24 protein-coding genes and 1 pseudogene are annotated in these 20127 nt (G+C 71.7%); 11 read left to right on the top strand and 14 right to left on the bottom strand.

The window, feature by feature from the left end; translation table 11 throughout:
• Positions 1–428: 428 nt before the first annotated feature.
• Positions 429–1448, top strand: coding sequence for an AraC family transcriptional regulator (locus H8B08_RS10395; protein WP_187450124.1), 1020 nt, complete (start codon positions 429–431; stop codon positions 1446–1448).
• Here the strand turns inward: H8B08_RS10395 and H8B08_RS10400 are convergent.
• From H8B08_RS10400 to H8B08_RS10410, 3 genes are all read right to left on the bottom strand, one after another.
• Positions 1442–1618: a hypothetical protein gene (locus tag H8B08_RS10400; protein WP_187450125.1), complete on the bottom strand. Its 177-nt coding sequence runs from the start codon at positions 1616–1618 to the stop codon at positions 1442–1444. The genes H8B08_RS10395 and H8B08_RS10400 overlap by 7 nt on opposite strands.
• Before the next feature lie 147 nt (positions 1619–1765).
• A complete protein-coding gene (locus H8B08_RS10405) occupies positions 1766–2239 on the bottom strand; it encodes a hypothetical protein (protein ID WP_187450126.1) in 474 nt (157 codons plus the stop codon).
• Positions 2240–2282: 43 nt separating this feature from the next.
• A complete protein-coding gene (locus H8B08_RS10410) occupies positions 2283–2906 on the bottom strand; it encodes a LysE family translocator (protein ID WP_187450127.1) in 624 nt (207 codons plus the stop codon).
• 182 nt (positions 2907–3088) lie between these two features.
• Between H8B08_RS10410 and H8B08_RS10415 the strand changes: the two genes are divergently transcribed.
• Positions 3089–3664 carry a YdeI family protein gene (locus H8B08_RS10415; RefSeq protein WP_187450128.1) on the top strand — a complete coding sequence of 192 codons (576 nt, stop codon included), beginning with the start codon at positions 3089–3091 and terminating at the stop codon, positions 3662–3664.
• Between the two features lie 223 nt (positions 3665–3887).
• Here H8B08_RS10415 and H8B08_RS10420 read toward each other — a convergent pair whose 3' ends face one another.
• Complete coding sequence (locus tag H8B08_RS10420; RefSeq protein ID WP_187450129.1) at positions 3888–4400, bottom strand: SRPBCC domain-containing protein; 513 nt, start codon at positions 4398–4400, stop codon at positions 3888–3890.
• Positions 4397–4732: a helix-turn-helix transcriptional regulator gene (locus H8B08_RS10425; protein WP_222934407.1), complete on the bottom strand. Its 336-nt coding sequence runs from the start codon at positions 4730–4732 to the stop codon at positions 4397–4399. Before H8B08_RS10425 ends, H8B08_RS10420 begins: the two co-directional genes overlap by 4 nt.
• Positions 4733–4874: 142 nt before the next feature.
• Here H8B08_RS10425 and H8B08_RS10430 point away from each other — a divergent pair, with 142 nt between their 5' ends.
• Both H8B08_RS10430 and H8B08_RS10435 read left to right on the top strand, forming a co-directional pair.
• On the top strand, positions 4875–5345 hold the full coding sequence (locus H8B08_RS10430; RefSeq protein WP_187450130.1) for a hypothetical protein: 471 nt from the start codon (positions 4875–4877) through the stop codon (positions 5343–5345).
• Positions 5342–6154: a crotonase/enoyl-CoA hydratase family protein gene (locus tag H8B08_RS10435; RefSeq protein WP_187450131.1), complete on the top strand. Its 813-nt coding sequence runs from the start codon at positions 5342–5344 to the stop codon at positions 6152–6154. The genes H8B08_RS10430 and H8B08_RS10435 overlap by 4 nt, the downstream gene beginning before the upstream one ends.
• A gap of 1 nt (position 6155) precedes the next feature.
• Here the strand turns inward: H8B08_RS10435 and H8B08_RS10440 are convergent, their stop codons facing one another.
• Positions 6156–7817 (bottom strand): MFS transporter, encoded by a 1662-nt coding sequence (locus tag H8B08_RS10440; RefSeq protein WP_187450132.1) that lies wholly within the window; start codon positions 7815–7817, stop codon positions 6156–6158.
• Positions 7818–8051: 234 nt separating this feature from the next.
• Positions 8052–8186 (bottom strand): annotated as a pseudogene (locus H8B08_RS19565) (DUF559 domain-containing protein); the annotation flags it as partial.
• A 235-nt stretch (positions 8187–8421) separates the two neighbouring features.
• Here H8B08_RS19565 and H8B08_RS10450 point away from each other — a divergent pair.
• Positions 8422–8883, top strand: a complete 462-nt coding sequence (locus H8B08_RS10450) for a MarR family winged helix-turn-helix transcriptional regulator (protein WP_187450133.1) — start codon at positions 8422–8424, stop codon at positions 8881–8883.
• Positions 8884–8906: 23 nt separating this feature from the next.
• Positions 8907–9791 carry a CPBP family intramembrane glutamic endopeptidase gene (locus H8B08_RS10455; RefSeq protein WP_187450134.1) on the top strand — a complete coding sequence of 295 codons (885 nt, stop codon included), beginning with the start codon at positions 8907–8909 and terminating at the stop codon, positions 9789–9791.
• Positions 9792–9797: 6 nt separating this feature from the next.
• Here the strand turns inward: H8B08_RS10455 and H8B08_RS10460 are convergent, their stop codons facing one another.
• The 3 genes from H8B08_RS10460 to H8B08_RS10470 all read right to left on the bottom strand — a co-directional run bounded on the left by H8B08_RS10460 (position 9798) and on the right by H8B08_RS10470 (position 11492).
• Positions 9798–10079, bottom strand: a complete 282-nt coding sequence (locus tag H8B08_RS10460) for a hypothetical protein (protein ID WP_187450135.1) — start codon at positions 10077–10079, stop codon at positions 9798–9800.
• Between the two features lie 73 nt (positions 10080–10152).
• Entirely contained in the window at positions 10153–10956 is an 804-nt protein-coding gene (locus tag H8B08_RS10465; protein WP_187450136.1) for a PhzF family phenazine biosynthesis protein, read from the bottom strand.
• A gap of 11 nt (positions 10957–10967) precedes the next feature.
• Positions 10968–11492, bottom strand: a complete 525-nt coding sequence (locus tag H8B08_RS10470) for a dihydrofolate reductase family protein (RefSeq protein ID WP_187450137.1) — start codon at positions 11490–11492, stop codon at positions 10968–10970.
• A gap of 290 nt (positions 11493–11782) precedes the next feature.
• On the opposite strand from H8B08_RS10470, the gene H8B08_RS10475 reads away from it, so the two are divergent.
• Positions 11783–12172 carry a hypothetical protein gene (locus tag H8B08_RS10475; protein ID WP_187450138.1) on the top strand — a complete coding sequence of 130 codons (390 nt, stop codon included), beginning with the start codon at positions 11783–11785 and terminating at the stop codon, positions 12170–12172.
• 236 nt (positions 12173–12408) lie between these two features.
• Here H8B08_RS10475 and H8B08_RS10480 read toward each other — a convergent pair whose 3' ends face one another.
• The 4 genes from H8B08_RS10480 to H8B08_RS10495 all read right to left on the bottom strand — a co-directional run bounded on the left by H8B08_RS10480 (position 12409) and on the right by H8B08_RS10495 (position 16027).
• Complete coding sequence (locus H8B08_RS10480; RefSeq protein WP_187450139.1) at positions 12409–13902, bottom strand: PDZ domain-containing protein; 1494 nt, start codon at positions 13900–13902, stop codon at positions 12409–12411.
• A gap of 270 nt (positions 13903–14172) precedes the next feature.
• Positions 14173–14667 (bottom strand): hypothetical protein, encoded by a 495-nt coding sequence (locus H8B08_RS10485; RefSeq protein ID WP_187450140.1) that lies wholly within the window; start codon positions 14665–14667, stop codon positions 14173–14175.
• 196 nt (positions 14668–14863) lie between these two features.
• Positions 14864–15643 (bottom strand): hypothetical protein, encoded by a 780-nt coding sequence (locus H8B08_RS10490; protein ID WP_187450141.1) that lies wholly within the window; start codon positions 15641–15643, stop codon positions 14864–14866.
• 171 nt (positions 15644–15814) lie between these two features.
• Positions 15815–16027 (bottom strand): hypothetical protein, encoded by a 213-nt coding sequence (locus tag H8B08_RS10495; RefSeq protein WP_187450142.1) that lies wholly within the window; start codon positions 16025–16027, stop codon positions 15815–15817.
• A 178-nt stretch (positions 16028–16205) separates the two neighbouring features.
• Here H8B08_RS10495 and H8B08_RS10500 point away from each other — a divergent pair, with 178 nt between their 5' ends.
• From H8B08_RS10500 to H8B08_RS10515, 4 genes are all read left to right on the top strand, one after another.
• Complete coding sequence (locus H8B08_RS10500; RefSeq protein WP_222934408.1) at positions 16206–16637, top strand: PaaI family thioesterase; 432 nt, start codon at positions 16206–16208, stop codon at positions 16635–16637.
• A 218-nt stretch (positions 16638–16855) separates the two neighbouring features.
• Positions 16856–18082 carry a hypothetical protein gene (locus H8B08_RS10505; RefSeq protein ID WP_187450144.1) on the top strand — a complete coding sequence of 409 codons (1227 nt, stop codon included), beginning with the start codon at positions 16856–16858 and terminating at the stop codon, positions 18080–18082.
• Positions 18083–18138: 56 nt separating this feature from the next.
• The gene (locus tag H8B08_RS10510; RefSeq protein WP_187450145.1) at positions 18139–19284 is read left to right on the top strand and encodes a hypothetical protein; all 1146 of its coding nucleotides are present in this window, start codon (positions 18139–18141) and stop codon (positions 19282–19284) included.
• A gap of 89 nt (positions 19285–19373) precedes the next feature.
• Positions 19374–20072, top strand: a complete 699-nt coding sequence (locus H8B08_RS10515) for a hypothetical protein (RefSeq protein WP_187450146.1) — start codon at positions 19374–19376, stop codon at positions 20070–20072.
• Positions 20073–20127: the final 55 nt, after the last annotated feature.

The following is a 20127-nucleotide window of genomic DNA, read 5'->3' on the forward strand; positions in this document are numbered from 1 at the left end:
CACCTGACGCGACATGGGACAGTGTTAATGTTCGCGCGCGGGACGAATACGAAATAAAGATTTCTCGATTTCTTTCGGCCATGCGAAATCACGCCTGGACCCACGGCCCGGACGGGATCGAATTCAGAGAGGAACGCTGAGACCCCCGGCGCCGCGCACGCTGCAATTTGCGTACCGGCGCGTAAGCATGCTCCCTAGACGACAAGGCTTGCCGCGTCACGCCCCAAAGTTGCGGACTAGACGCCGACCAAAACCCCTTGCGCTCCTGCAAGGACATCTCGGTTAGCACCCCGCCTTGGCCGCCCGAATGCCCCACAATCTCACCTCTGAGACGACCGGCGTTCATGGCTTTCCCCTTTCGGGCTCGCCGCATCGACAAGCGGCGCAACGCAGGCTCTAGTGGCCGCGTCCCGAAGTGAAACGCGGTCATGAGTTCGCCTAACAAGCTTGTGGAACGGCCGCCGCGGCTGGCCTGGAGCATCTCCTCGGCGAGCGATCCCGACGCGATCGACGCCTACCGCGACAGCCTGGCGGACCTGTACGCGGTCACCGACCTCGGCGGCGGCCCGGCCGGCTTCTTCAACAAGGCCTCCTCCTACCAGTTCGGTTCGACCGTGTTCGGGATAGGCGCCTCGGTCGGCCAGACCATGCGCCGCTCGGCCCACGAGCTGCGCCGCTCGGGCTTCGACGGGGTCAGCATCTTCCTCAACGGCGGCGCGGTGGTCGGCGACGTCGACGGGCGCGACCTGCGCGCCGGCCGGGGCGCGATCCATTTCCGCGACCTCTCGCGCCCCTCGAACTCCCGGGCCGAGCACGTCGACGCCATCATGACGGTGATCCCGCGCGAGGTGGCGCCGGACTGGCTGCTGGCCGGGGCCATGCACGGCCACGCCATCGAGGCCACGACGCCCGCCGGGCGCATGCTGGCCGCCCACCTGCGCGCCATCGCCGAGGTCGCCGACGAGCTGGACACGGCCGACGGCCTGGCGGCGATCGACGCCGCCCTGGTCCTGGCCCGCCGCTCGATCGGCGCCGCCCAGGCCATGTCGCCGGACGAGGCGCAGGCGGCCTATCGGACGGTGCGGCGCATGGCCATCGAGGTGATCGATCAACGCCTGCTGGACCGCGATCTCAACGCCGACCTGATCGCCGCGCACCTCGGCGTGTCGCGCGCCACCCTCTACCGGGCGTTCGAGTCTTCAGGCGGGGTGGCTGTCGGCATCCAGCGCCGGCGCCTGGCCCGGGCCTATGCGATCCTGCGGCAGCGCAAGGGGACCAGCCCGACGGTCGCCGACGTCGGCTTCGACTGCGGCTTCGCCAGCGAATCCCACTTCAGCCGCGCCTTCCGCGAGCGCTACGGCATCGCGCCCGGCGAGCTGGGCACGCCTGAGGGTCAGGCGCTCAAGGTCCGCCACGACGTGGTCATGGACTGGCTGCGCGCTCAGTAGGCTCCGGCGGGCGCGCGCTGCAGGCGCAGCGCCACCACCTCCGTCACCCCGCGCGCCGCCGGCGCGGTCTGTTTCAGCCACACGCCCACGGCCGCCTGCAGGGCCCGGCCGCCGTGGGCCGCCAGAAAGCCCCGGACCAGCACGTCCACTTCGAACTCAAACGCGATCACAACTACGCCCCCGCGCGGCGGCGGCGCCATCGCCGGTCTTCGCCGCGCCCCGGCCGTCCAGCTAGCAGGCGCCCCGCCCCGGCCGAATGCCCACGCGTCTCAGCCGGTGAGACGGCAGCTTCCTCTTCCGGGCGGGCGGAGCCCCACTCAGCGTCCCCGTTTGGCGTCCTTCACCGCCTGCAGCGCGAAGGCCTGCAGGCGGGCGGAGGTCGGCAACTGCGCCGGCGCGCGGCCGCGCAGGTCGGCCAGGCGCTGTTCGGCGCCCGGACCGGCCCCGTCGGCCAGCCGCAGCTCGCCGCTGACCGGGTCGACGCGGATCGCCGCGCCCGCCTCCCCGGCCTCGGCCAGCAGGGCGGTGTTGAACTCCAGCAGGGTGGCGCGCTCGACCGGCGGCGCGCAGACGTTCAGCAGCAGGGCCGCGGCCTTGTCCGCCTTGCCGGTGGAGGCCAGCACTCCGCCCGCATTGATGCGCAGGCAGAGCTCGGCGTTGTAGTCGGCCGGCACGCTCGACGTGATCGGCGGGTTCTGGGCGAACGCCGCGGCGGGCGACAGGACGACCACGACGGCGGCCAGCGCGCCCCCGCGCAAGGTCCGTGCGTGACGAGTGATGATACCGACCACTGAAGCTCCCCCCGGATTCGCGGCGAGCGTAGCGGTTCGCCCGCTACTTCGACAGGGCCAGCCGCGCCCCGAAGGCCAGGAACACCCCGCCGACCACCCGGTCCAGCGCCCGGGTCACCTGCGGCTGGCGAAGCCACCGCCCGACCGGCGCGGTGGCGGCGATCAGCACGGCGAACCAGAGCAGGCCGATCAGCACGTGCACGAAGGCCAGCAGCATGGAGAAGGCCGCCACGTCCGCGCCGGCCGGCACGAACTGCGGCAGGAAGGTGATGTAGAACACCCCGATCTTCGGATTGAGGATGTTGGTCAGAAAGCCCTGGCGCAGCGAACGCCACGGGCTGGCCCCGCCGGCCGCCCCCAGCGCCGGGTCGAACCCCTCGCGCGGCTTCCACAAGAGCTTCACGCCCAGCCACGCCAGGTAGGCCGCGCCGACCCACTTCACCACCGTATAGACCACGCCCGACGCCGCCAGCAGCGCGCCCAGCCCCAGCGAGACCAGCGCGCCCCAGACCAGGCAGCCGATCGAGATCCCCAGCGCCGCCAACGCCGCCGGCCGCGCCCCGCCCCCGGCCGCAGAGCGCAGCACCATGGCGGTGTCGACCCCGGGCGTGACGGTCAGAAGCGTCGCCGCGGCGACAAAGGCCAGCAGAGCCTGAACGACGGTCATGAGCGCCTCCGTCCCCCAGCGCTACCGCCGCAATCGCGCGTCGGCAAGGCGGTCGGGGCACAGACCTCCCCCTCAGCGCGGGGTGTCCGCCTCCCAACCCGTATCGAATGTTGGCCGCCCCCCAGCGACCGCTTAGGCTCTGCGTCTGGTGACGAGCCGCCCCACTGAGGGCGCTTTGGTGCATGAGCAAAATGACCCGCGCTTTCCTGTCGTTCGAGGCTCCCGACGAGCTCGGCGAGTGGCTCGCCAAGCACCACGACAGCGCCAGCGAGTTGTGGGTCAGGATATACAAGGCCGGCTCAGGGCCCCGGTCGGTGACTTGGTCCGACTGCGTGATCGAAGCGATCGCATTCGGCTGGATCGACGGTCAGAAGCAGTCTCTCGACGCCGTGTCCTATCTTCAGCGCCTCACACCCAGGAAGCCTGGCTCTAACTGGTCGAAGAAGAACTGCGAACACGCGACGCGACTGATCTCCGAAGGGCGGATGGCGCCCGCGGGCCTGGCCCAGGTGGAGGCCGCGAAGGCGGCCGGCCGATGGGAGAGCGCCTATGCGGGCTCGGCCGCGATGAGCATACCCGACGACTTTCTCGACGCGCTCGAGGCGAGCCCGGCGGCCAAGGCGTTCTTCCATACGCTGGACCGCAAGAACCTCTTCGCGATCTACTACCGCCTTCAGACGGCCAAGAGGCCCGAGACCCGGGCGAGGCGGATGGCCGACATCCTCGCGCGGCTCGATCGGGGCGAGAGGTTCCACTGAGGCGTAGGTCGAGGTCTGGGTTCGACCCGGCGGCCCGGCTTGGATCTCCAGCGGCGAACCTGCCGGTCGGACGCTCGAACTCAAGGCTGGCGAGCGGCGCGCGCCACCGCGCAGCGGCGGGCTTCAACCGGCTCGGTGGACTTCGATCGGCCGACCGGCCCGCGTTCAGCTGGGAGATCCAGGCCGGATAAGGCGCGACGGGGCCTCGTCCTCCTTCGCGGGATCACCCGCTCCACCCGAACCGCCGGTCCAGCTTGCCGAGCTGGCTGGTGAAGCCCATCACCGACATCCTGGTCCAGTGCGGGTCCAGGTGCGGGTGCAGGGTCACGACCATCCGCGCCTGTTCGCCCGCCTGGCTGAACGCGACCTCGATGGTGGTCTCGTAGGGGTCCTGGCCGGGGACGAAGTCGATCACGTGCACCAGGCTCAGCCGCTCGTGCGGCCGGAACTCGGCGTAGACGCCGCGGGTGGCGTGCGACAGCGGCTGGCCCATGTTGCGCATGGCCGCGATCGCCTCGGGGGCGTCGGCGATCATGTCGTATTCCAGCGCCCCGCCCTGCCGGGCCTCCAGCGCGTGCACCTCGACGCGGAAGCCCTCCGGGCCCCACCAGGACTCGAAGCCGTCCTTGGTGGCCCACAGCGCCCACAGCTCCTCGACCGTCGCGCGATAGCTGCGCTCGATCACCACCGCCGCCTGGGGCGCCTGGACGTTCGCGGATGCAGGACAGTCGTTCATGGTTCTTGCTCCCCGGCGCCCGCGCGCCGTTGTTCCAGCGCCGCGCCGAACCGGTCGAGGCGCGCCTCCCACAAACGTCGGTAGTCCGAAAGCCAGGCGTCCAGATCGCGGAACGGCTCGGGGCGCAGCGCATACAGCCGCCGCTGCCCGTCCGGCCGCACCGAGACGAAGCCGCCCTCGTGCAGGATCCGCAGATGACGCGAGACCCCCGACTGGTGGACGCCCGCCTCGCGCACGATGTCGCCGACCTGGCGCTCGCCGTCGCGCAGGCTGGCGACGATGCGGCGGCGCGTGGGGTCGGCGAGAATCTCGAAGGCGTCCGAATGCATCATGGTGCATATGCATATTGGCGCATGTATGTGGCGTCAAGCGCCGCCCGTCGCCCATTGCAGGCGAGTGAGGCGCCCGGCCCCGGGCTTGGCGGCGTCCGGACCGCTGTCTAAGCTTTCGCGCACCATCTGGGGGCAGAGATCCATGAAAAAGCTCACGCTCGCCGTCTTGGCCCTGGCGGCGGCGGCCACGTCAGCTGAGGCCAAGCAACTTCAGGCCCTCTACGCCGACGACCAGTCTGCCTTCTTCGTCGACACCGAAATCGACGAGGCGCTCGGATTCCCCGGGGCCTGGTACTCCCAAGTCTTGAGCGAACGATCCAAACAGGGATTCGACATCGTCCAGACTTACCTGGAAATCGACTGCGAGAACGGCCTGACCCGCGCCCGTCAGGCGATGTTCTTCAACAGCGACTTTCGGATGGTGGACAGCAACTACACCAAAGAAGACTGGACTCCCGTCGCCTCCAAGCCCCAGCTCGACGCGTTCGCCCGCTATGTCTGCGACGACGAGACCAGGTATCCAGGCGTCGTGATCGACGGATCCGGGCGGGACGCGCTCAATCTTTATCGGGCCAAGCTGGCCGCACGGAAGGCCGCGCGCCCGAAGCCATGACCCAGCCCATCAACGAACGCGTTCGGGTGAGCCTGGGCGAGGACGGCGTGGCCGAGGTTCGGCTGAACCGGCCGGACAAGCTGAACGCCGTCGACCCGGCCATGATCGCGGGCATCGTCGCCGCCCAGGACCGCCTGCGCGAGGACCGAAACGTGCGCGCCGTGGTGCTGTGCGGCGAAGGCCGCGGCTTCTGCGCCGGGCTGGACATGACAGCCATGGGCGCGCTGGCCGCCGGCGACGACCTCGGCCTGATGGCCCGCACCCACGGCCAGGCCAACGCCCCGCAGCAGACCGCCTGGGGCTGGCGCACCCTGCCCGTCCCGGTGATCGCCGCCGTCCACGGCCCCGCCTTCGGCGCCGGCTTCCAGATCGCGCTGGGGGCCGACGTCCGCTGCGTCGCGCCGGACGCGAAGCTGTCGGCCATGGAGGTGAAGTGGGGCCTGGTGCCCGACATGGCCGGCGTCGCCCTGCTGCGCGAACTGGTCCGCGCCGACGTCGCCCGCGAGCTGGTCTTCACCGGCCGCGTGGTCGACGGGAGCGAGGCCGCCGCGTTGGGCCTGGCGACCTGGGTCGGCGACGACCCGTTTGCGCGCGCCCGCGCGCTGGCCGCGGAGATCGCCGCGAAGAGCCCCGACGCCGTGCGCGCCGCCAAGCGCCTGTTCAACCAGGCCTTCGACCTCGACGCCGCCGGCGTGCTGGCCGCCGAGGCGCGCGAACAGTCCGCCCTGATCGGCGGCCTGAACCAGCGCGAAGCCATCATGGCCGGCCTGCAGAAGCGCCCGCCGGCGTTCGGCCCGGCCGAGGGGTGAGCTACATCGATCCCTCTCCCCTTGCGGGAGAGGGAGGGGAGAGGGATTCCCGCACCATCTCCTCCGCCGACAGCTCGCCCGGCGTGTACTTCGGCAGCTTCGCCGCCGGGAAGATCGACAGCAGCGAGACGAACGCCACGATCAGGAACGAGCCCTGCAGGGCGCGCACCCCGGCCTCCCGGTTGAGCGCGACCGCCGCCTCCGTCTGATCCGGCGTCGCCTGCGTCGCGGCGAGCCCGCGCCTCAGTTCGTCGGAGGTGACGAAACCGACCTGCTCGGACACCACCTGGGCCCGGACCGGCGCCGGCAGGTCCGAGCGGCCCAGCGCCGCGCCCAGGAACACGCTGAGCAGGGCCACCGCCACCACGCTGGCGAAGGCCGCACCCAGCGCGTTGGAGACGTTGTTGGCCACGCCCCGGAGCGCGGCGACGTCGCCGGCCAGCCGCTTGGGCGAGGCCGACACCAGCACGTTGAACAGCAAGGTCAGCAGCGTCCCCTCGCCCACGCCCACCAGCAGCAGGCCCAGCACCACCGGGACCGTGCTCCAGGCCCGGCCGACGGTGAAGGCCACCACGGCCAGACCGATCGCGATCGCCACGAACGATGCGATCCCCAGCCCGCGCGGCGCGAAGCGGTCGTACAGCCGCACCGACAGCACCCCCGCCGCCGCTATGGCCGCCGAATACGGCAGGATGGCCACGGCCGAGGCCAGCGGCGTGCGCCCCTGGACGATCTGCACGTACAGCGGGATCAGGAATCCCACCGCCAGGCCCAGGCTGCCGGCGACCAGGAAGGCGATCACCGCGCTCTGCTCCTCGCGGCTGTCCAGCACCTCCATCGCCAGCAGGGGCTGCTCGCCCGCGCGCACGCGCCGGTTCGACCAGGCGAAGAACCCCTGCCCCAGCACGATCCCCAGCAGGATCAGGATCGGCGCCGGCGACACCCCCAGCACTGCTGCCGGCGCGGCCGGCTCGGCGGCCAGCAGGCCCCAGGTCTGCAGGTTGTTGAAGCCGACCAGGACCAGCGCGACGGCGGCGGCCGAGAGCGCCACGCCGACCCCGTCGATCCGCACGCCCGGCTGGCGCGCGATCGGCTTCAGCCGGAAGCTCAGGATCTGCACCACGACCGCCAGGGCGACCATCAGCCAGTACGACCAGCGCCAGCTGAAGGCGGTGGCCAGCCAGCCGGCCAGCGCGAAGGCGATGATGCTGGCCACCGCCGGCATCACCGCCAGCACGCCCAGCGCCGTCTCCTGCTGTCGCCCGCGATAGTGCGCGGCGATCAGCACCACCAGGGTCGGCACGGCGGCCGCGGCCGCCACGCCGGCGATCGACTGGGCCAGGTTCATCATGGCCGCGTCGCCGCTGACCGCCATCAGCGCCATGGCCGCCCCGTGCACGGCCAGGCTGACCTGCATCAGCCGCCGCTCGCCAACCCGCTTGCCGATCTGCGCGCCGGGCATGACGAAGGCGGCCACGAACAGCGAGTACAGCAGCAGGGCGGTCGCGGCGGCGGTGGTCGGCGCGCCCAGGTCCTCCGACAGCGGCCCCAGCGACACCGGCAGGGCGCTGACGTTGACGCCCATTTGCAGCTGCCCGAGCACGATGACCACCAGCGGCAGCCAGGGGGCGCGGGCGGGCCGGTTGTCGGCGTCTGCTTCCACATCGGGCCGCATGACGCCCGAACAGTTCATCGCCCTGATCGATCCCTCTCCCCTTGCGGGAGAGGGAGGGGCCCACGCGCAGCGTGGGAGGGTGAGGGGTCGCGCTACGTTCGGCCGGTGATCCGCTGGATCGCGGCCGCCACGGCCTCCGGACGCTCGAAGACGTCCTCGTTTCCGGACCCGCAGCACCTTGAAGTAGTTCGCCGCGAACCAGGCGTCGCGCGCGGCGTCGTACTCGGAATTCTGGTGCGCGGCCCCGTCCGCCTCGACGATCAGCCTGGGATCGAAGCAGGCGAAGTCGGCGATGTACGGCCCGAGCGGGACTTGCCGGCGGAACTTCAGACCGCCGCCCCGTCCGCCGCGCAGCAGCGCCTAAAGGCGCTTCTCAGCCAAGGTGGGCTCGCCCCGCATGGCGCGTGCGATCCTGCATGGTGCGGAGGTCGGCCATGGCGCGAGGGCGCCACGAGCGGCGCCGTGGCGCAACCCCTCAACCTCCCACCGGCCTGCGGCCGGCGGGCCCCTCCCTCTCCCGCAAGGGGAGAGGGATTGATCCGTTACGACAGTTTAACGTGACGCTAGACGTATAAGCACTTATGTAATTCCCATGACCCAGGGCCTCGGCACCCAGCTGCGCCACTTGCTCGACCTGCTCGACGGGGCGGTGGCTGACGCCTACGCCCTGGAGGGCCTGGACTGGCGGCCGCGCTACACGCCGGTCATGCGCGCGCTGATCGCCTCGGAGCCGCGCACGATCGGGCAGATCGCCGAGGCCGCCGGCATCACCCAGCCGGCCGCCACCCAGACCGTGAACCTGATGATCCGCGACGGGCTGGTCAGCTCCACGCCCTCGCCGGCCGACGCCCGCCAGCGCGAGATCCGGCTGACGCCCGCCGCCCGCGCGCTCATGCCGAAGCTGCAGGCCTGCTGGGCCGCCACCGCCCGGGCCGCCGCCGGCCTCGACGCCGAGCTGGCGCGGCCCCTGTCCCAGACCCTGGCCGACGCCATCGCCGCTCTGGAACGCAAACCCTTCGGCCAGCGCCTGGCCGAAGCCCGCACCGACGCCTGACCCTCATCCCGCAAGGCCGACCGATGTCCGAACCCCGCAAACGCAGCTTCCTCGCCACCCTGCCCCGCATCGGCCTGGTCCGCCTGATCGGCCTGGGCTTTCCCCTGCTGCTGGGCCTGGGCTTCACCCTGGCCTTCCACTTCGAGTTCGCCGCCAAGCAGCTCGCCCCCGCGCTCGACTTCGCCGCGACGGCGGGCGTGACGCTGGGCCTGGCGGTCCTCTACGCCCTGCTGGTGCGCGCCTTCGAGGGCCGCTGGCCGAAGGAGCTGGCGCTGCGCCCCGCCCCCGGCTGGCTGGCCGCGGGCCTTCTCATCGGCTTTTTGCTGTTCAGCGCCGTCTACGCCGTCTTCGCGGCCATGGGCGTGGCCAGCTGGCAGGGCTTCAACGGTTTCGGCGCGGTCGCGCCCGCCCTGCTGCTGGCGATCGTCGCGGCCGTGGGCGAGGAGCTGCTGTTCCGCGGCGTCCTGTTCCGCCTGCTGGAGGAGAGCTTCGGCACCCTGGTCGCGCTCGTCCTGTCGGCGGCGATCTTCGGCCTGATGCACGCCGGCAATCCCGGCGCGACGCCCCTGAGCACCGTCGCCGTCGCGCTGGAAGCCGGCGTCATGCTGGCCGCCGCCTACGCCTGGACCCGCAGCCTGTGGCTGCCGATCGGCATCCACCTGGCCTGGAACTTCACCCAGGGCGGGATCTACGGCGCGGCCGTCTCCGGCGGCAAGAGCCAGGGCGTGTTCGACGTCGCGCTCGCGCCCGACGCCTCGGAGCTGATCACCGGCGGCGCCTTCGGGCCGGAGGCCTCTCTGGTGGCGCTGACGATCTGCCTGGCCGCGGGCCTGGTGTTCGTGGTCGCCGCGATCCGCGCGGGACAATGGCGCAAGGCCAGGTTCCGCCTGGTGCTGGACCGCGGCTGAGGCGCCTCAGGCGGGCGGCGTCCAGGGGTTGGCCCGCTTCCAGGCCCGCAGCCGCAGCATGGCGACCGCCATCAGGGCGAAGGCCGCCGCCAGATAGACGCCGAAGCCGGCCGCGGCGTCGCTCACCGCCAGCTTCAGCAGCACGCAGGCGAAGACGAAGACCAGCATCAGCAGCGGCATGACAACCCCTGCGATGGCGTAGAATCCGGACCGCTCCTGGGCCTGCTGCTCCCAGGCGCGCCAGGATTCCAGGCTTTTCGCGCTCTTCAGCGCTCTCGTGTCCTGCACGTGACGTCCCCCCGATTTTCCGTGAGGCTAGCGCGCCTGTTCGGCGCTGTCATGCGGCCCGCACGCCGACGGCTCAGAACACCGCCTCGCCTTCCAGGTAGAACACGCACGCGCCCTCCAGTTCGACGCGCTCGCCCTTCAGCCGGCAGACGATCTCGCCGCCCCGGCGCGAGGCCTGGAAGGCGCGGAATTCCGTGCGCCCCAGCCGCGCCGCCCAGAACGGCGCCAGCCCGCAGTGCGCGCCGCCGGTCACCGGGTCCTCGGGCACGCCCTTGGCCGGGGCGAAGTAGCGGCTGACGAAGTCGTGCTCGCCCCCTTCCTCACCCGTGTCCTCGGCCGTGACGATCACGCCGCCGCAATCGAGCTTCGCGACCGTCGCCAGGTCCGGCGTGAGCGCGCGCACCTGCGCAGGCGCCGCCAGCCGCGCCAGATAGTTGCCCCCGTCCCAGACCACCTCGAGCGGCTCCACCCCCAGCGCGGCGGCCAGCCCCTCCGGCGCCTCGACCGGCTTCAGGCTCCGCGCGGGGAAGTCCATCACATAGCCGCCATCCGCGCGGCTCACCGTCAGCGGCCCGCTGGCCGTGTGGAACACGACGACCTCGCGCCCGGGCTCCAGCCGCTCCATCACCACCGCCGCGCTGGCCAGCGTCGCGTGCCCGCACAGCGGCACCTCCACTCGCGGCGTGAACCAGCGCAGGCGATAGTCGCGCCCCTCGGGGACCAGGAAGGCGGTCTCCGACAGATTGTTCTCGGCCGCCAGGGCGTGCAGCACCTCGTCGGGCGGATACGCCGCCAACAGCATCACCGCCGCCGGATTGCCGGCGAACCGGCGCGTGGCGAAGGCGTCGACCTGGAAGATGCGCGAACGGGTGGTCATCGGGCGCGCGCTCAGGCCGGCACGTAGGTCAGCCGGATCACGTCCTCGCCGATCCGCTCGCTGGCGGTCAGGCGCAGGCGCGGCCGCGGGCCGGTGAAGAACGGCGTGCCGCCGCCCAGCACGACGGGGTGCAGGTACAGACGATACTCGTCGATCAGGTCGGCCAGGGCGCCGGCCAGGCCCGGCCCGGCGATTTCGATCTCGCCGTCCAGCTCGGCCTTCAGCTTGCGCACCGCCGCCTCGACGTCGCCCGAAACCAGGGTGGCGTTGGGCCCGACCGAGGTCAGGGCGCGCGACACCACCCACTTGGGCCGGCTGCGCCAGGCGGCGGCGTATTCGCGCTCGGCCTCATCCCAGCCCGGCTGCTCGTCGTCCCAGTAGCGCATGATCCCGTACATGCGCCCGCCGTAGACGACGCCGGCCACGCCGCCGATGTCCTCGATGAAGTGCCGGAACAGCACGGGATCGGGCGCGAACCTGTCGTGGTCGACGTAACCGTCCAGCGACACGTTCAACGCGTAGATGAGCTTGGCCATGCGGCGGACCTCCTCCCGAGGTCCTCTGCATAGCTCGAACCGCCGCGGCGCAGAAGCGAGCCGGCTGGCCAGGCCTTCGCCCGATCATGGCGATTTGACGAGCGTCTCCGGCTTCAGGTCATACGATTGCTGAACCAGGCCGGCGCGCGCACCGAGGCCGTCGGTGGTCTTGCGATGTCAGGCCTCCAAAACGCCGACGCCTGGGTATGTATGCTGTCGCGGACATTCGCAAACGCGGGAAACCTTTGGCTGGCGCGAAAGGAACGCACCTGTCCGACATCCGTCCATCCATGGCCGAGCACGCCAGCCGCCTCGCCGATCTGGCGCGGTCGAAGCCGAACAGCGACGCCTGGGCCTACGTGGCGGAAATGCTCGCGAGCAAGCACGAGGGGCTGCGTGCGGGGGCCGTCAACGTGCTCGGCGCATGGGGCGGCGAACGACCTTCCAAGCTCCTGGCCGAAGAACTCTCGCGCGCGTTTTCCATCGCTCACGCTTGGAGTCTTCGTGGCGTGATTGTCGGCGCCCTTCGAGCGCACGTGAGGGGAGCCGACGCAGACTGGGTCCTGGATCTCTACTTTTCCCGCCCCGACGCTTTACAGAAGCATGAGCTGCTTCCGTTGGTCGTCGCGCTCCCGCCGGCGGACGCGCGCCCTCGCCTGGTGAAGGAGCTCGCCAGCTGAACCGACAGGCGCAGCTTGCTCGGGCCGATGCGTGACGATCCGCATCGCGTGGTTCGGGAAAGCGCGAGAACGCTCGCGCGATAGCGCCCGATCCGGAAAATCCTCGATGTCCGCTTTCGACCCATTGCGGACATCGACGCTACCTGCCCCGATCGGGGTAGCTAGCCCGGGCCAGGCGCGTCCACGAGGCGGCCGACCAAGCCCACAAGCTCTTCGATAGACGCGTCGGCCCTCCTTCAGCGCGTCCCGGTCGCTTCGCCGGCGCCAGCGCTCATCGGCTCGACGAGCTGGTCCCACTCCCAGCGTCCCTGCTGCAGCAGCGTGCCGTCCGCGGCGAAGACCGCCCCCGGCCCAGACAGCGCGTTCGCACTGAAGGCGCCCTCGCGTCGCACGCCGTCGCGGCCGATCACGATCCCATGTCCGGAGAGCTGTCTGCCCGAGAATTCGCCAGCGCGCGACTTGATGCTGGACGACGGCGCCGTGGTGACGACGCCGACGGCCAGGGCGTCCTCGGCCCAGACGCCTTCCCACCGGGTGCCGACCGAAAACTCGTAGACCCCCGGCCCCGCCCGCAATCCGCGGCGAAATGCACCGGAATAGACATCGCCCGTCAGGAACAGCACACCAAGGCCGTCGAGATCGCCCGCCACGAATTGGCCGCGATCGACATAGCCGTTCGAGTAGGTCCTCACGCCGAGCCCAGCGGCCACGCCGCCCTCGATCTGGCCGGCGTAGCGGAATTTCAACTTGCCCATGCGGCCGGTGATGACGCCGTAACCGTCCACCTTCTGTTCGGCCTTGCGGGCGGCTTCGTCGGCCTGAGCGGCGATTTCGCGGGCCCGGCCGGCGGATTCGCGGGCCGCGGCGACCTTGGCCTCCGCGAGCTTGACGGCCTCGCGCGCCTTGTCCACCGCAACCTGCACTGCGGGAGCCAGCGCATCAGGCTTGGCCGCAGGCGGCGCAGGCGGCGTCGGCGGAGCGGCGACCGCGATCGCCAGTTCGACCGACTTGCCGCCGCGCCAGACGACGACCGGGGCCTTGTAGCCGACCCGCATCTGGGCCGTTAGGCGCGCGACGTCGGCGGCCCGCGCAACCGGCTGGCCGGCGATCTCGGTGACCACGTCCAGCCGTTTCAGTCCGCCCGTCGCCGGCGGGTCCACGGCCATGACGACGGCGCCTTCGGGCTTCGCCAGCCCGGCCAGCTCGGCGGCCTGCGCCGTCAGGTCCTCGAAGCGGGCCCCCAGGCTCGCGACCGTCGCCGTAGCGGGGGCGGCGTGCGGAGCCGGCCCGGCCGCCGCGAGGGGCGCGAGCCCTTCCGGCTTCCAGGCCACGTCCACGACGTCGTAGGTCACCTTGATGGCGCCGGGGCGGTTGTCGCCGATGTATTCGGGCTCGCCGAGCTTCACGCGCAGGGCGGCGATCTCGGCTTCGGTCTGGCGGCGGCCGCATTGCACGTTCGCGTCGGTCAACGGATAGCCCGCCGCGAGCAGATACTTGCGATAGGCGGGTTCGAAGGTCGCGTCGTCGGCCTGCGTGGTCCCCGGGGCTGCAAACTTGGCCGCCCACACGGTGGCCTTCCGGGTGGGCCTGAAGTTCGGCCCCATCAACCCCATGCTCACCTTGACGCCGGAGCCCGCGTCCTGGATGGCGGCGCATAACCACCAGCTTTCCTCGGCGCGCGCCGCCGAAGGCAGGGCCAGCGCAATGCAGGCGGCGAGCGCCGCACCCATTACCGTCTTCAAAGCTATCCCCCCGGTGAGCACCGGCGATGGTCCCCCGACCCGGCCCGGCCCGGCCCGGCCCGGCGCTGATCCTGCCCGCGCCGCAGGCGCGCGTCCACCCGCCGAGCAATCCGCAGAACCACGGCGCGATTTGGTGCTCGGGACGTAACAGCCGGTCGCCGTGGAAAGTCACCCATCGCATCCAGCTCAGTGGCCCCACGCGAATGTCCGCTTCCGACCCAAAGCGGACATTCGTGCCGGGCCCACTGCATAAGCGTCCTAGGCAGATGCGGGCTCTGAGGGGCCCCGTTCAAGATGCCAGCGAACGCACCACGTGACGGCGGCAGCTACGATTCCCGTCAGTAGGGACAGGGCACTCACAGTGAGCCAGATCGCCGCCGGCGTTCCGAGCCAATACTGAAAAGCCCAGGTCAGGTCCGCTTCGTATGTGCGCGACATGCGACAGGCGTCGTGCACCGTGAGCGCGAAAGTGGTGGCGCTAATCAGCAGGGGCAGGAGCGCTCCTGCTGCACAATAGCCCCTGAAGGAGCGGATGCGCAGTCGGTCCAGCACGAAAACGGCGACGGACGCGACTGCGAAAACAACGATGAAATGGATGATCAGGGCAAGAAGAGTGTCGGGGTGGAAGCCTCCGAACACTTCCCGCAAGCCGCCCCCGCTCTCCACCCAGGCAATCAGCACGTAAGCGGACACAAACGCAGCCTCTGCTGCAACAGCCCCCACCAAAGTCGCCACCAGCATCCGCAGAACCATGTCGCCCCTCGCCCAGTGACGGTAGCGAGTGGAATGTCCGCTCCCCCCAAAGCGGACATTCACAGGGGGCGGCTCGGCCGCCCCGGCTATCCGCAGCTCTCCAGCACCTAGCAGCGACGGCCCCGCTTGGCGACCGGCGGTCGCCGAAGCGGACGTCACGCCCGGAAGCAGCTACGTTCCTGACGAGGCGAAGCTGCTACTTCGCCATCCGGCAACCGCTGAAGAACGCCCTGAGCTTCGAGGGCTCTCCGTCCAGGGTCGAGCTGACGTCGATCATGCTCGGGATCTGCATGCCCGACACGCTCTGATAGTCCACGCCCACCGTCAGGTGGGTGACCCCGGGCCCGGCGGTCGGCACGTAGTCCGCCACGTAGCGGGTCAGCACCAGGCCTTTGGACGAGGGCCTGAAAACCGGCTCGATCGTCGCGCGGTACGCCGGCGCGCGAACCTCGACGCGTGAAATGGTCAGGTTGCGCTCGAGGTGGACGGTCACATCGGCGTCGCCCTCCTTGTAGGCGACCCGGTATCCGCCCGCCTGCGGCGTCACCGTCGCCGCGGCCCCCGAAGGCGGGAACGGCGAGTTCACCATGAACATGCTCCAGGTGAAGAAGACGCCGCGGACGGCGTCGTCTGCGCCCTGGAAGATCTGTTCGATGCCGGCGGCGGCGTCGCCTTGCCGCGGCGCCCCGGCGTCGACCCCGTCCACGGCCGCGGCGCCCTCGGCGTCCACCCACGTGGTGAACTTCAACTGGTCGAAGATTTCGAAGGCGCCGGTCATGCCCGGGTCGCTGCGCGACTGGCCGAGCGTCGTTTCCCAATCCGGCGTCAGCGTGCAGGTCACCCCGCCGAACCCCTGCCGCTGAAGGCTGTATTGCGCCGCTCGCCCGTCCGCGACGACCTTGGCCTGGTCCAGGGTCTGGCCCGCCGCGCTCGTCGCCGCGAGCAGGCCGACCGCCGTCATCATCACCAAGCGCACGCGCAATCCTCCCCCGCCCGAGGGGGAAGGTTAGGGTCGGCATGATCGCGGCGCAAGGCGATCACCGACCGCAGCCCGCCCCCGGCCCGCCCGCGACCCGGCGTGCGTAAGGCTTGGCCTCGGCTGCGGATGTCCGCTTTCGACCCAAAGCGGACATTTCCGCCAAGGCGGCTAGTAGCGTCCCACGCCGCCCACCCAGAACAGCCAAACTAGATACCAAAGGGCGAGCGCAGCGAGCGCCGGCCAGAAAGAGTCGACGAGATAAGCCGCGCCAAGAGCGGCGGCGAGCACCGGAAATCTGGCCCACATCATGATCCGGTTACGGCGAACCAGGACCGGATCGACGGGACCGAGCTTTTGCTTGGGGAGCCGGAAGGCCGACATAATCCTAATCCAGCTCCGTGCGCCGCGGCTCAGTCTCGCCAAGCCAGCAAAGCTGGCACAGGTGATGTCCGCTCACCACCCAAAGCGGACATCACCGCCCCCTTCCCTTCCGCCGCCCGGCGCGCCATCTCCCGCAAGCGCCGCCGTATCCGGCGCCAGCACACCCGGAGAGCTTTCCTTGTCCATCTGGCATGCGGGCGACTTCCCGCTCGACGGCGTCCAGTCGCTCTCGCCCGGCACCCTGGTCGAGGCGCTGGGCATCGAGTTCACCGAGGCCGGCCCCGACTGGGTCAAGGGCCGCATGCCGGTGGACGAACGCACCCGCCAGTACGCCGGCGTGCTGCACGGCGGCGCCTCGGTGGCCTTCGCCGAGACCCTGGCCTCGGCGGCCGGCTACTACACGCTCGATCCCGAGCGCTTCGCCTGCGTGGGCATGGAGATCAACGCCAACCACGTGCGCCCGGTGACCTCGGGCAAATGGGTCTACGGCGAGGCCCGCCCCGACAACCTGGGCCGCACCACCCAGATCTGGTCGATCCGGCTGACCGACGAGGCCGGCAAGCTGGTCTGCGTGTCGCGCTGCACGCTGGCGGTGATCGCGCGGCCGTAGGCGCGGCGCCTTCCTCTCCCGAGGGAGAGGGGGACCGAAGCATGGTGGAGAGGGGCGCCGCCACGCGACGCGCGACCGGACACCCACTCCACCACCCTGCGGGTGGTCCCCCTCGCCCTGAGGGCGAGGACGACCCCGCCCCCGTTGCGCCCCGCCCGCGCGCGCGGTCTAGTGGGGCCGCGCCCGGGAGTCGGCGCAGGTCCGTGGGGACGTCCGACATGCGCGAGTTTTCCACCGCGCTGGCGCTCGGCGCCGCGGCGCTGCTGGCCGGCTGCGACGGGGGGATCGAGGGCGCGAAGCCGGCCGTCCTTATCAAGACCGACGCGTGCCCGCGCGCCTTCGACAAGGCCGCCCTGACCAGCGGGCGGCTGGCGCAAACCTTCGCCCGCCGCTGCGCCGGCGACGCCCTGGCGCTCAGCCCCGACGGGACCAAGGTGGCGGTGGCCGGCGCCAGGTCCGTGGAGCTGTTCGACACCCGCAACGGCCAGTCGACCGTCGTGGTCGAGGGCGGGGCCGACGCGCTGGCCGCCGGCGCCGGCCTGCCCGCGCGCCTGCTGGCCCAGTCCACCGCCAAGGGCACGGTCCGGCTTCTGCGCTTCGACAACGGCGTGGCCACCTACGCGGCGCGCAACATCCGCACGACCGTGGCCGACAATCCGCACGCCGACCCGTTCCGCAGCAACGGCTCGGGCCTGGAGGCCTCCAGCCTGAACGACGCGCGCGCGGTCCGCGCCATGAGCCCCAAGCGCAAGGGCGAGATGCTCTACAGCCTGTGGATCCCCGAGGCCGGCTACAACCACGACCTCTACGTCTCGGCCGTCGACGACAGCCTGACCGCGGTGGCCTGGGCCCGCGACAGTGCCGACGCCGACGGGCGCAACCTCTACTTCATGCGCTATCCGCGCACCCTGCTGTGGGCCGAGCCGGGCTTCGCGACGCCTCCCCGCTGGCGCGCCTTCAGCCGCGACGGCTCGGCCTTCGGCGGCGAGCTCGAGGGCCGCACCCTGGTCTGGGACGTCTCGACCGGCAAGGTCAGCGACCGCTACGGCGAGGCCGACGGCGCCTGCGCGCTAGGCGGCCGCGCCGTTCCGGCCAAGGGCGAGCTGGCCGTGGTCTGCGCCCGCGCCGGCGCCCTGAGCGTGTGGCGCGCGCCGGGCCGCCGCCTGGTCGGCGAGGTCCCCGCGAACAAGGGCTGGACGACGAAGGCCTGGCGGCTGTCGGCCGACGGGGGGCGCCTGGCGGTGCTGGAAACCGGCCCGCTCCAGGGCGAGGCCGCCGCCATGCGCGTGCGCCTGGTTCCGCTTGCCGCCCCGGCCGGATCGGCCGAGCGCGTCGTCGACCTCGGCCGCATCGCCCGGCCTGAGCGGCTGGCCTTCGCGATCGACGCCGCCGGCGCGACGCTCGCCATCCGCCGCCCCGACGGCCGGGTGGCGATCTACCGCTAGGGCGCGTACGCCGCATCCTCCGGAACCCCGGCCGCCCCGGCGGCGGTTGCTGGGCGATGGAGCGCGAGCGCGACTTTCCCCTGTTCAGCCACACCGCCCCGCTGCCCAGGCGGGCCGAACCGCGCCGGCACCTGCTGCTCGCCGCCGTCGCGGCGGCGATCGCCTGGCTGCCGGTGGCCCTGCTGGCGGCGCGGGCGGGCCGGCTGGACGCCTTTCTCAGCGACCCGGGCCCGCACGGGCGGCTCCTGATCTCGCTGCCGCTGCTGATCCTGGCCCCGACCCTGGTCAATCCGCGCATGGCCGAGGTCGCGCGCCACTTCCTGCGCGCCGACCTGATCGCGCCGGACCAGCGCAACCGCTACAGCCAGCAGCTGGACCAACTGCTGCGCCTGCGCGACTCCCGCCTGGTGCAGCTGCTGTCCCTGGCCGTCGCCCTGGCCGCCGCGGTGATCGCCGCCGTCTCGTTCGAGCGCGAGCTGGCCGGCAGCGCGCACCTGGCCTGGCGGCTGGCCCCCGACGGCGGGCCCTCGCCGGCGGCGGTGTGGCACGCGGTCGTGGCCCTGCCGATCTACTACTACGTGGTGCTGACCTTCGCCTGGCGGGTGATGCTGTGGTGGAGCTATCTGTGGCGCACCTCGCGGCTGAACCTGAAGCTGGCCCCCGGGCATCCGGACCTGGCGGCGGGGCTGGGCTTCCTGGCGGTGGGCCTGCGCGGGCTTCAGCCGGCCGTGTTCGCCCTGACCGTCGCGCCGGCCGGGGCCCTCGCCTCGGTGGTGCTGGAGCGCCGCCCGCCGTTCCAGGACCCGACCTTCTCGGTCGCCACCGCCGTGGTCATCGCGCTGGCCCTGGTGGTCATGGCGGCCTTCCCGCTGACCTTCTTCTCGCGGCGGCTGCTGGAGGCGCGCCGCGACGGCCAGCTGGCCTATTCGGCCCTGTCCGAGCGCCAGCTGCGCCGCTTCGAGGCCAAGTGGCTGGACACCCCGCCCCACGAGATGCCCGACCCGCTCGAGACGCCGGACTTCTCCGCCGTCATCGACCTCTCCTCCACCGTCGCCACCGCCGGGCGGCTGCGCGTCACCCCGTTCAGCCGCACCGACCTGCTGCGCCTGGCGGCCGCCGCGATCGTGCCGTTCGCGCCCGTGGCGCTGATCGAGGTGCCGGCCACCGAGATCCTCAAGGAGGCGGTGAAGCTGCTGCTGTGAGCTGAGCCTGCCCCCTTCTCCCCTTGAGGGAGAAGGAGCCCGTTCGCCGGCGTCCGGGTTACACGCGGTCAGCCGGTCCGGAGTCCCTCATGCGTCGATCGCTCGCCTTCTGTATCGCCGCCGCGCTCGTCGCCGCCCCCGCCGCCGCCCAGGCCCCGGACGTCGACGCGCTCTACGACCAGCTGCGCGAGCAGGGCCCCGCCGCCAGCTACTGGCGCGCGCTCGACCAGGCCTTCCCCGACGAGGGCCCGCGCCTGCTGGCCCGGGCGCTGGAGCAGACCCCGGACCTGGACCGGGCGGTGGTCTCGACCCTGGTCGCGGCCGACCGCCTGCCCTGGGAAGAGCCGCAGCTGATGATGCAGGCGCCGGTCGAAAAGCTGATGGCCCAGCAGCGGGCCATGGCCGGGGTCTACGTCGCCGCCCTGAACGACAACGTCGGGCCCTGCGCCGACACGCCCGACCGCCGGGACCTCACCTCGCCGGACGTCGAGCACGCCTGGCGCCGCTACCGGCTGGCGGTGATGCAGGCCGCCGCCGCCGGCCGGCTGGAGCCGGTCCGCCGCGCCCGCGCCGGGGCCAGCGACCAGGCCTTCTACGAGGCCGCCTACCGCGAGCTGCGCGCCCAGGCCGGGGTGCCGCCCAACCCCGACATCCGCCGCCTGCCCCGCCCGGAATACTGCCGCGCCCAGATCGCCGCCTTCGCCGCCCTGGAACGCCTGCGCCCCGACGCCGCCGCCCGCATGGCCGCCCACATGGTCGACGCGGCGGCGGACCTGCCGGGGGAGTGAGCGCCGCTTCTCCCCTTGAGGGAGAAGGACGGAGCCCGCGCCCCGGAGCGGTACG

It is taken from the genome of Caulobacter sp. 17J80-11, from assembly GCF_014349105.1.
Classification (GTDB): domain Bacteria; phylum Pseudomonadota; class Alphaproteobacteria; order Caulobacterales; family Caulobacteraceae; genus 17J80-11.

What these genes read in the sequence shown, in the direction of transcription:
- H8B08_RS10395 (WP_187450124.1), top strand. Translation starts at nt 429, where the DNA reads ATGAGTTCGCCTAACAAGCTTGTGGAACGGCCGCCGCGGCTGGCCTGG.
- H8B08_RS10410 (WP_187450127.1), bottom strand. Translation starts at nt 2,906, where the DNA reads ATGACCGTCGTTCAGGCTCTGCTGGCCTTTGTCGCCGCGGCGACGCTT.
- H8B08_RS10415 (WP_187450128.1), top strand. Translation starts at nt 3,089, where the DNA reads ATGAGCAAAATGACCCGCGCTTTCCTGTCGTTCGAGGCTCCCGACGAG.
- H8B08_RS10420 (WP_187450129.1), bottom strand. Translation starts at nt 4,400, where the DNA reads ATGAACGACTGTCCTGCATCCGCGAACGTCCAGGCGCCCCAGGCGGCG.
- H8B08_RS10425 (WP_222934407.1), bottom strand. Translation starts at nt 4,732, where the DNA reads ATGATGCATTCGGACGCCTTCGAGATTCTCGCCGACCCCACGCGCCGC.
- H8B08_RS10430 (WP_187450130.1), top strand. Translation starts at nt 4,875, where the DNA reads ATGAAAAAGCTCACGCTCGCCGTCTTGGCCCTGGCGGCGGCGGCCACG.
- H8B08_RS10435 (WP_187450131.1), top strand. Translation starts at nt 5,342, where the DNA reads ATGACCCAGCCCATCAACGAACGCGTTCGGGTGAGCCTGGGCGAGGAC.
- H8B08_RS10450 (WP_187450133.1), top strand. Translation starts at nt 8,422, where the DNA reads ATGACCCAGGGCCTCGGCACCCAGCTGCGCCACTTGCTCGACCTGCTC.
- H8B08_RS10455 (WP_187450134.1), top strand. Translation starts at nt 8,907, where the DNA reads ATGTCCGAACCCCGCAAACGCAGCTTCCTCGCCACCCTGCCCCGCATC.
- H8B08_RS10465 (WP_187450136.1), bottom strand. Translation starts at nt 10,956, where the DNA reads ATGACCACCCGTTCGCGCATCTTCCAGGTCGACGCCTTCGCCACGCGC.
- H8B08_RS10470 (WP_187450137.1), bottom strand. Translation starts at nt 11,492, where the DNA reads ATGGCCAAGCTCATCTACGCGTTGAACGTGTCGCTGGACGGTTACGTC.
- H8B08_RS10475 (WP_187450138.1), top strand. Translation starts at nt 11,783, where the DNA reads ATGGCCGAGCACGCCAGCCGCCTCGCCGATCTGGCGCGGTCGAAGCCG.
- H8B08_RS10480 (WP_187450139.1), bottom strand. Translation starts at nt 13,902, where the DNA reads ATGGGTGCGGCGCTCGCCGCCTGCATTGCGCTGGCCCTGCCTTCGGCG.
- H8B08_RS10485 (WP_187450140.1), bottom strand. Translation starts at nt 14,667, where the DNA reads ATGGTTCTGCGGATGCTGGTGGCGACTTTGGTGGGGGCTGTTGCAGCA.
- H8B08_RS10495 (WP_187450142.1), bottom strand. Translation starts at nt 16,027, where the DNA reads ATGTCGGCCTTCCGGCTCCCCAAGCAAAAGCTCGGTCCCGTCGATCCG.
- H8B08_RS10505 (WP_187450144.1), top strand. Translation starts at nt 16,856, where the DNA reads ATGCGCGAGTTTTCCACCGCGCTGGCGCTCGGCGCCGCGGCGCTGCTG.
- H8B08_RS10510 (WP_187450145.1), top strand. Translation starts at nt 18,139, where the DNA reads ATGGAGCGCGAGCGCGACTTTCCCCTGTTCAGCCACACCGCCCCGCTG.
- H8B08_RS10515 (WP_187450146.1), top strand. Translation starts at nt 19,374, where the DNA reads ATGCGTCGATCGCTCGCCTTCTGTATCGCCGCCGCGCTCGTCGCCGCC.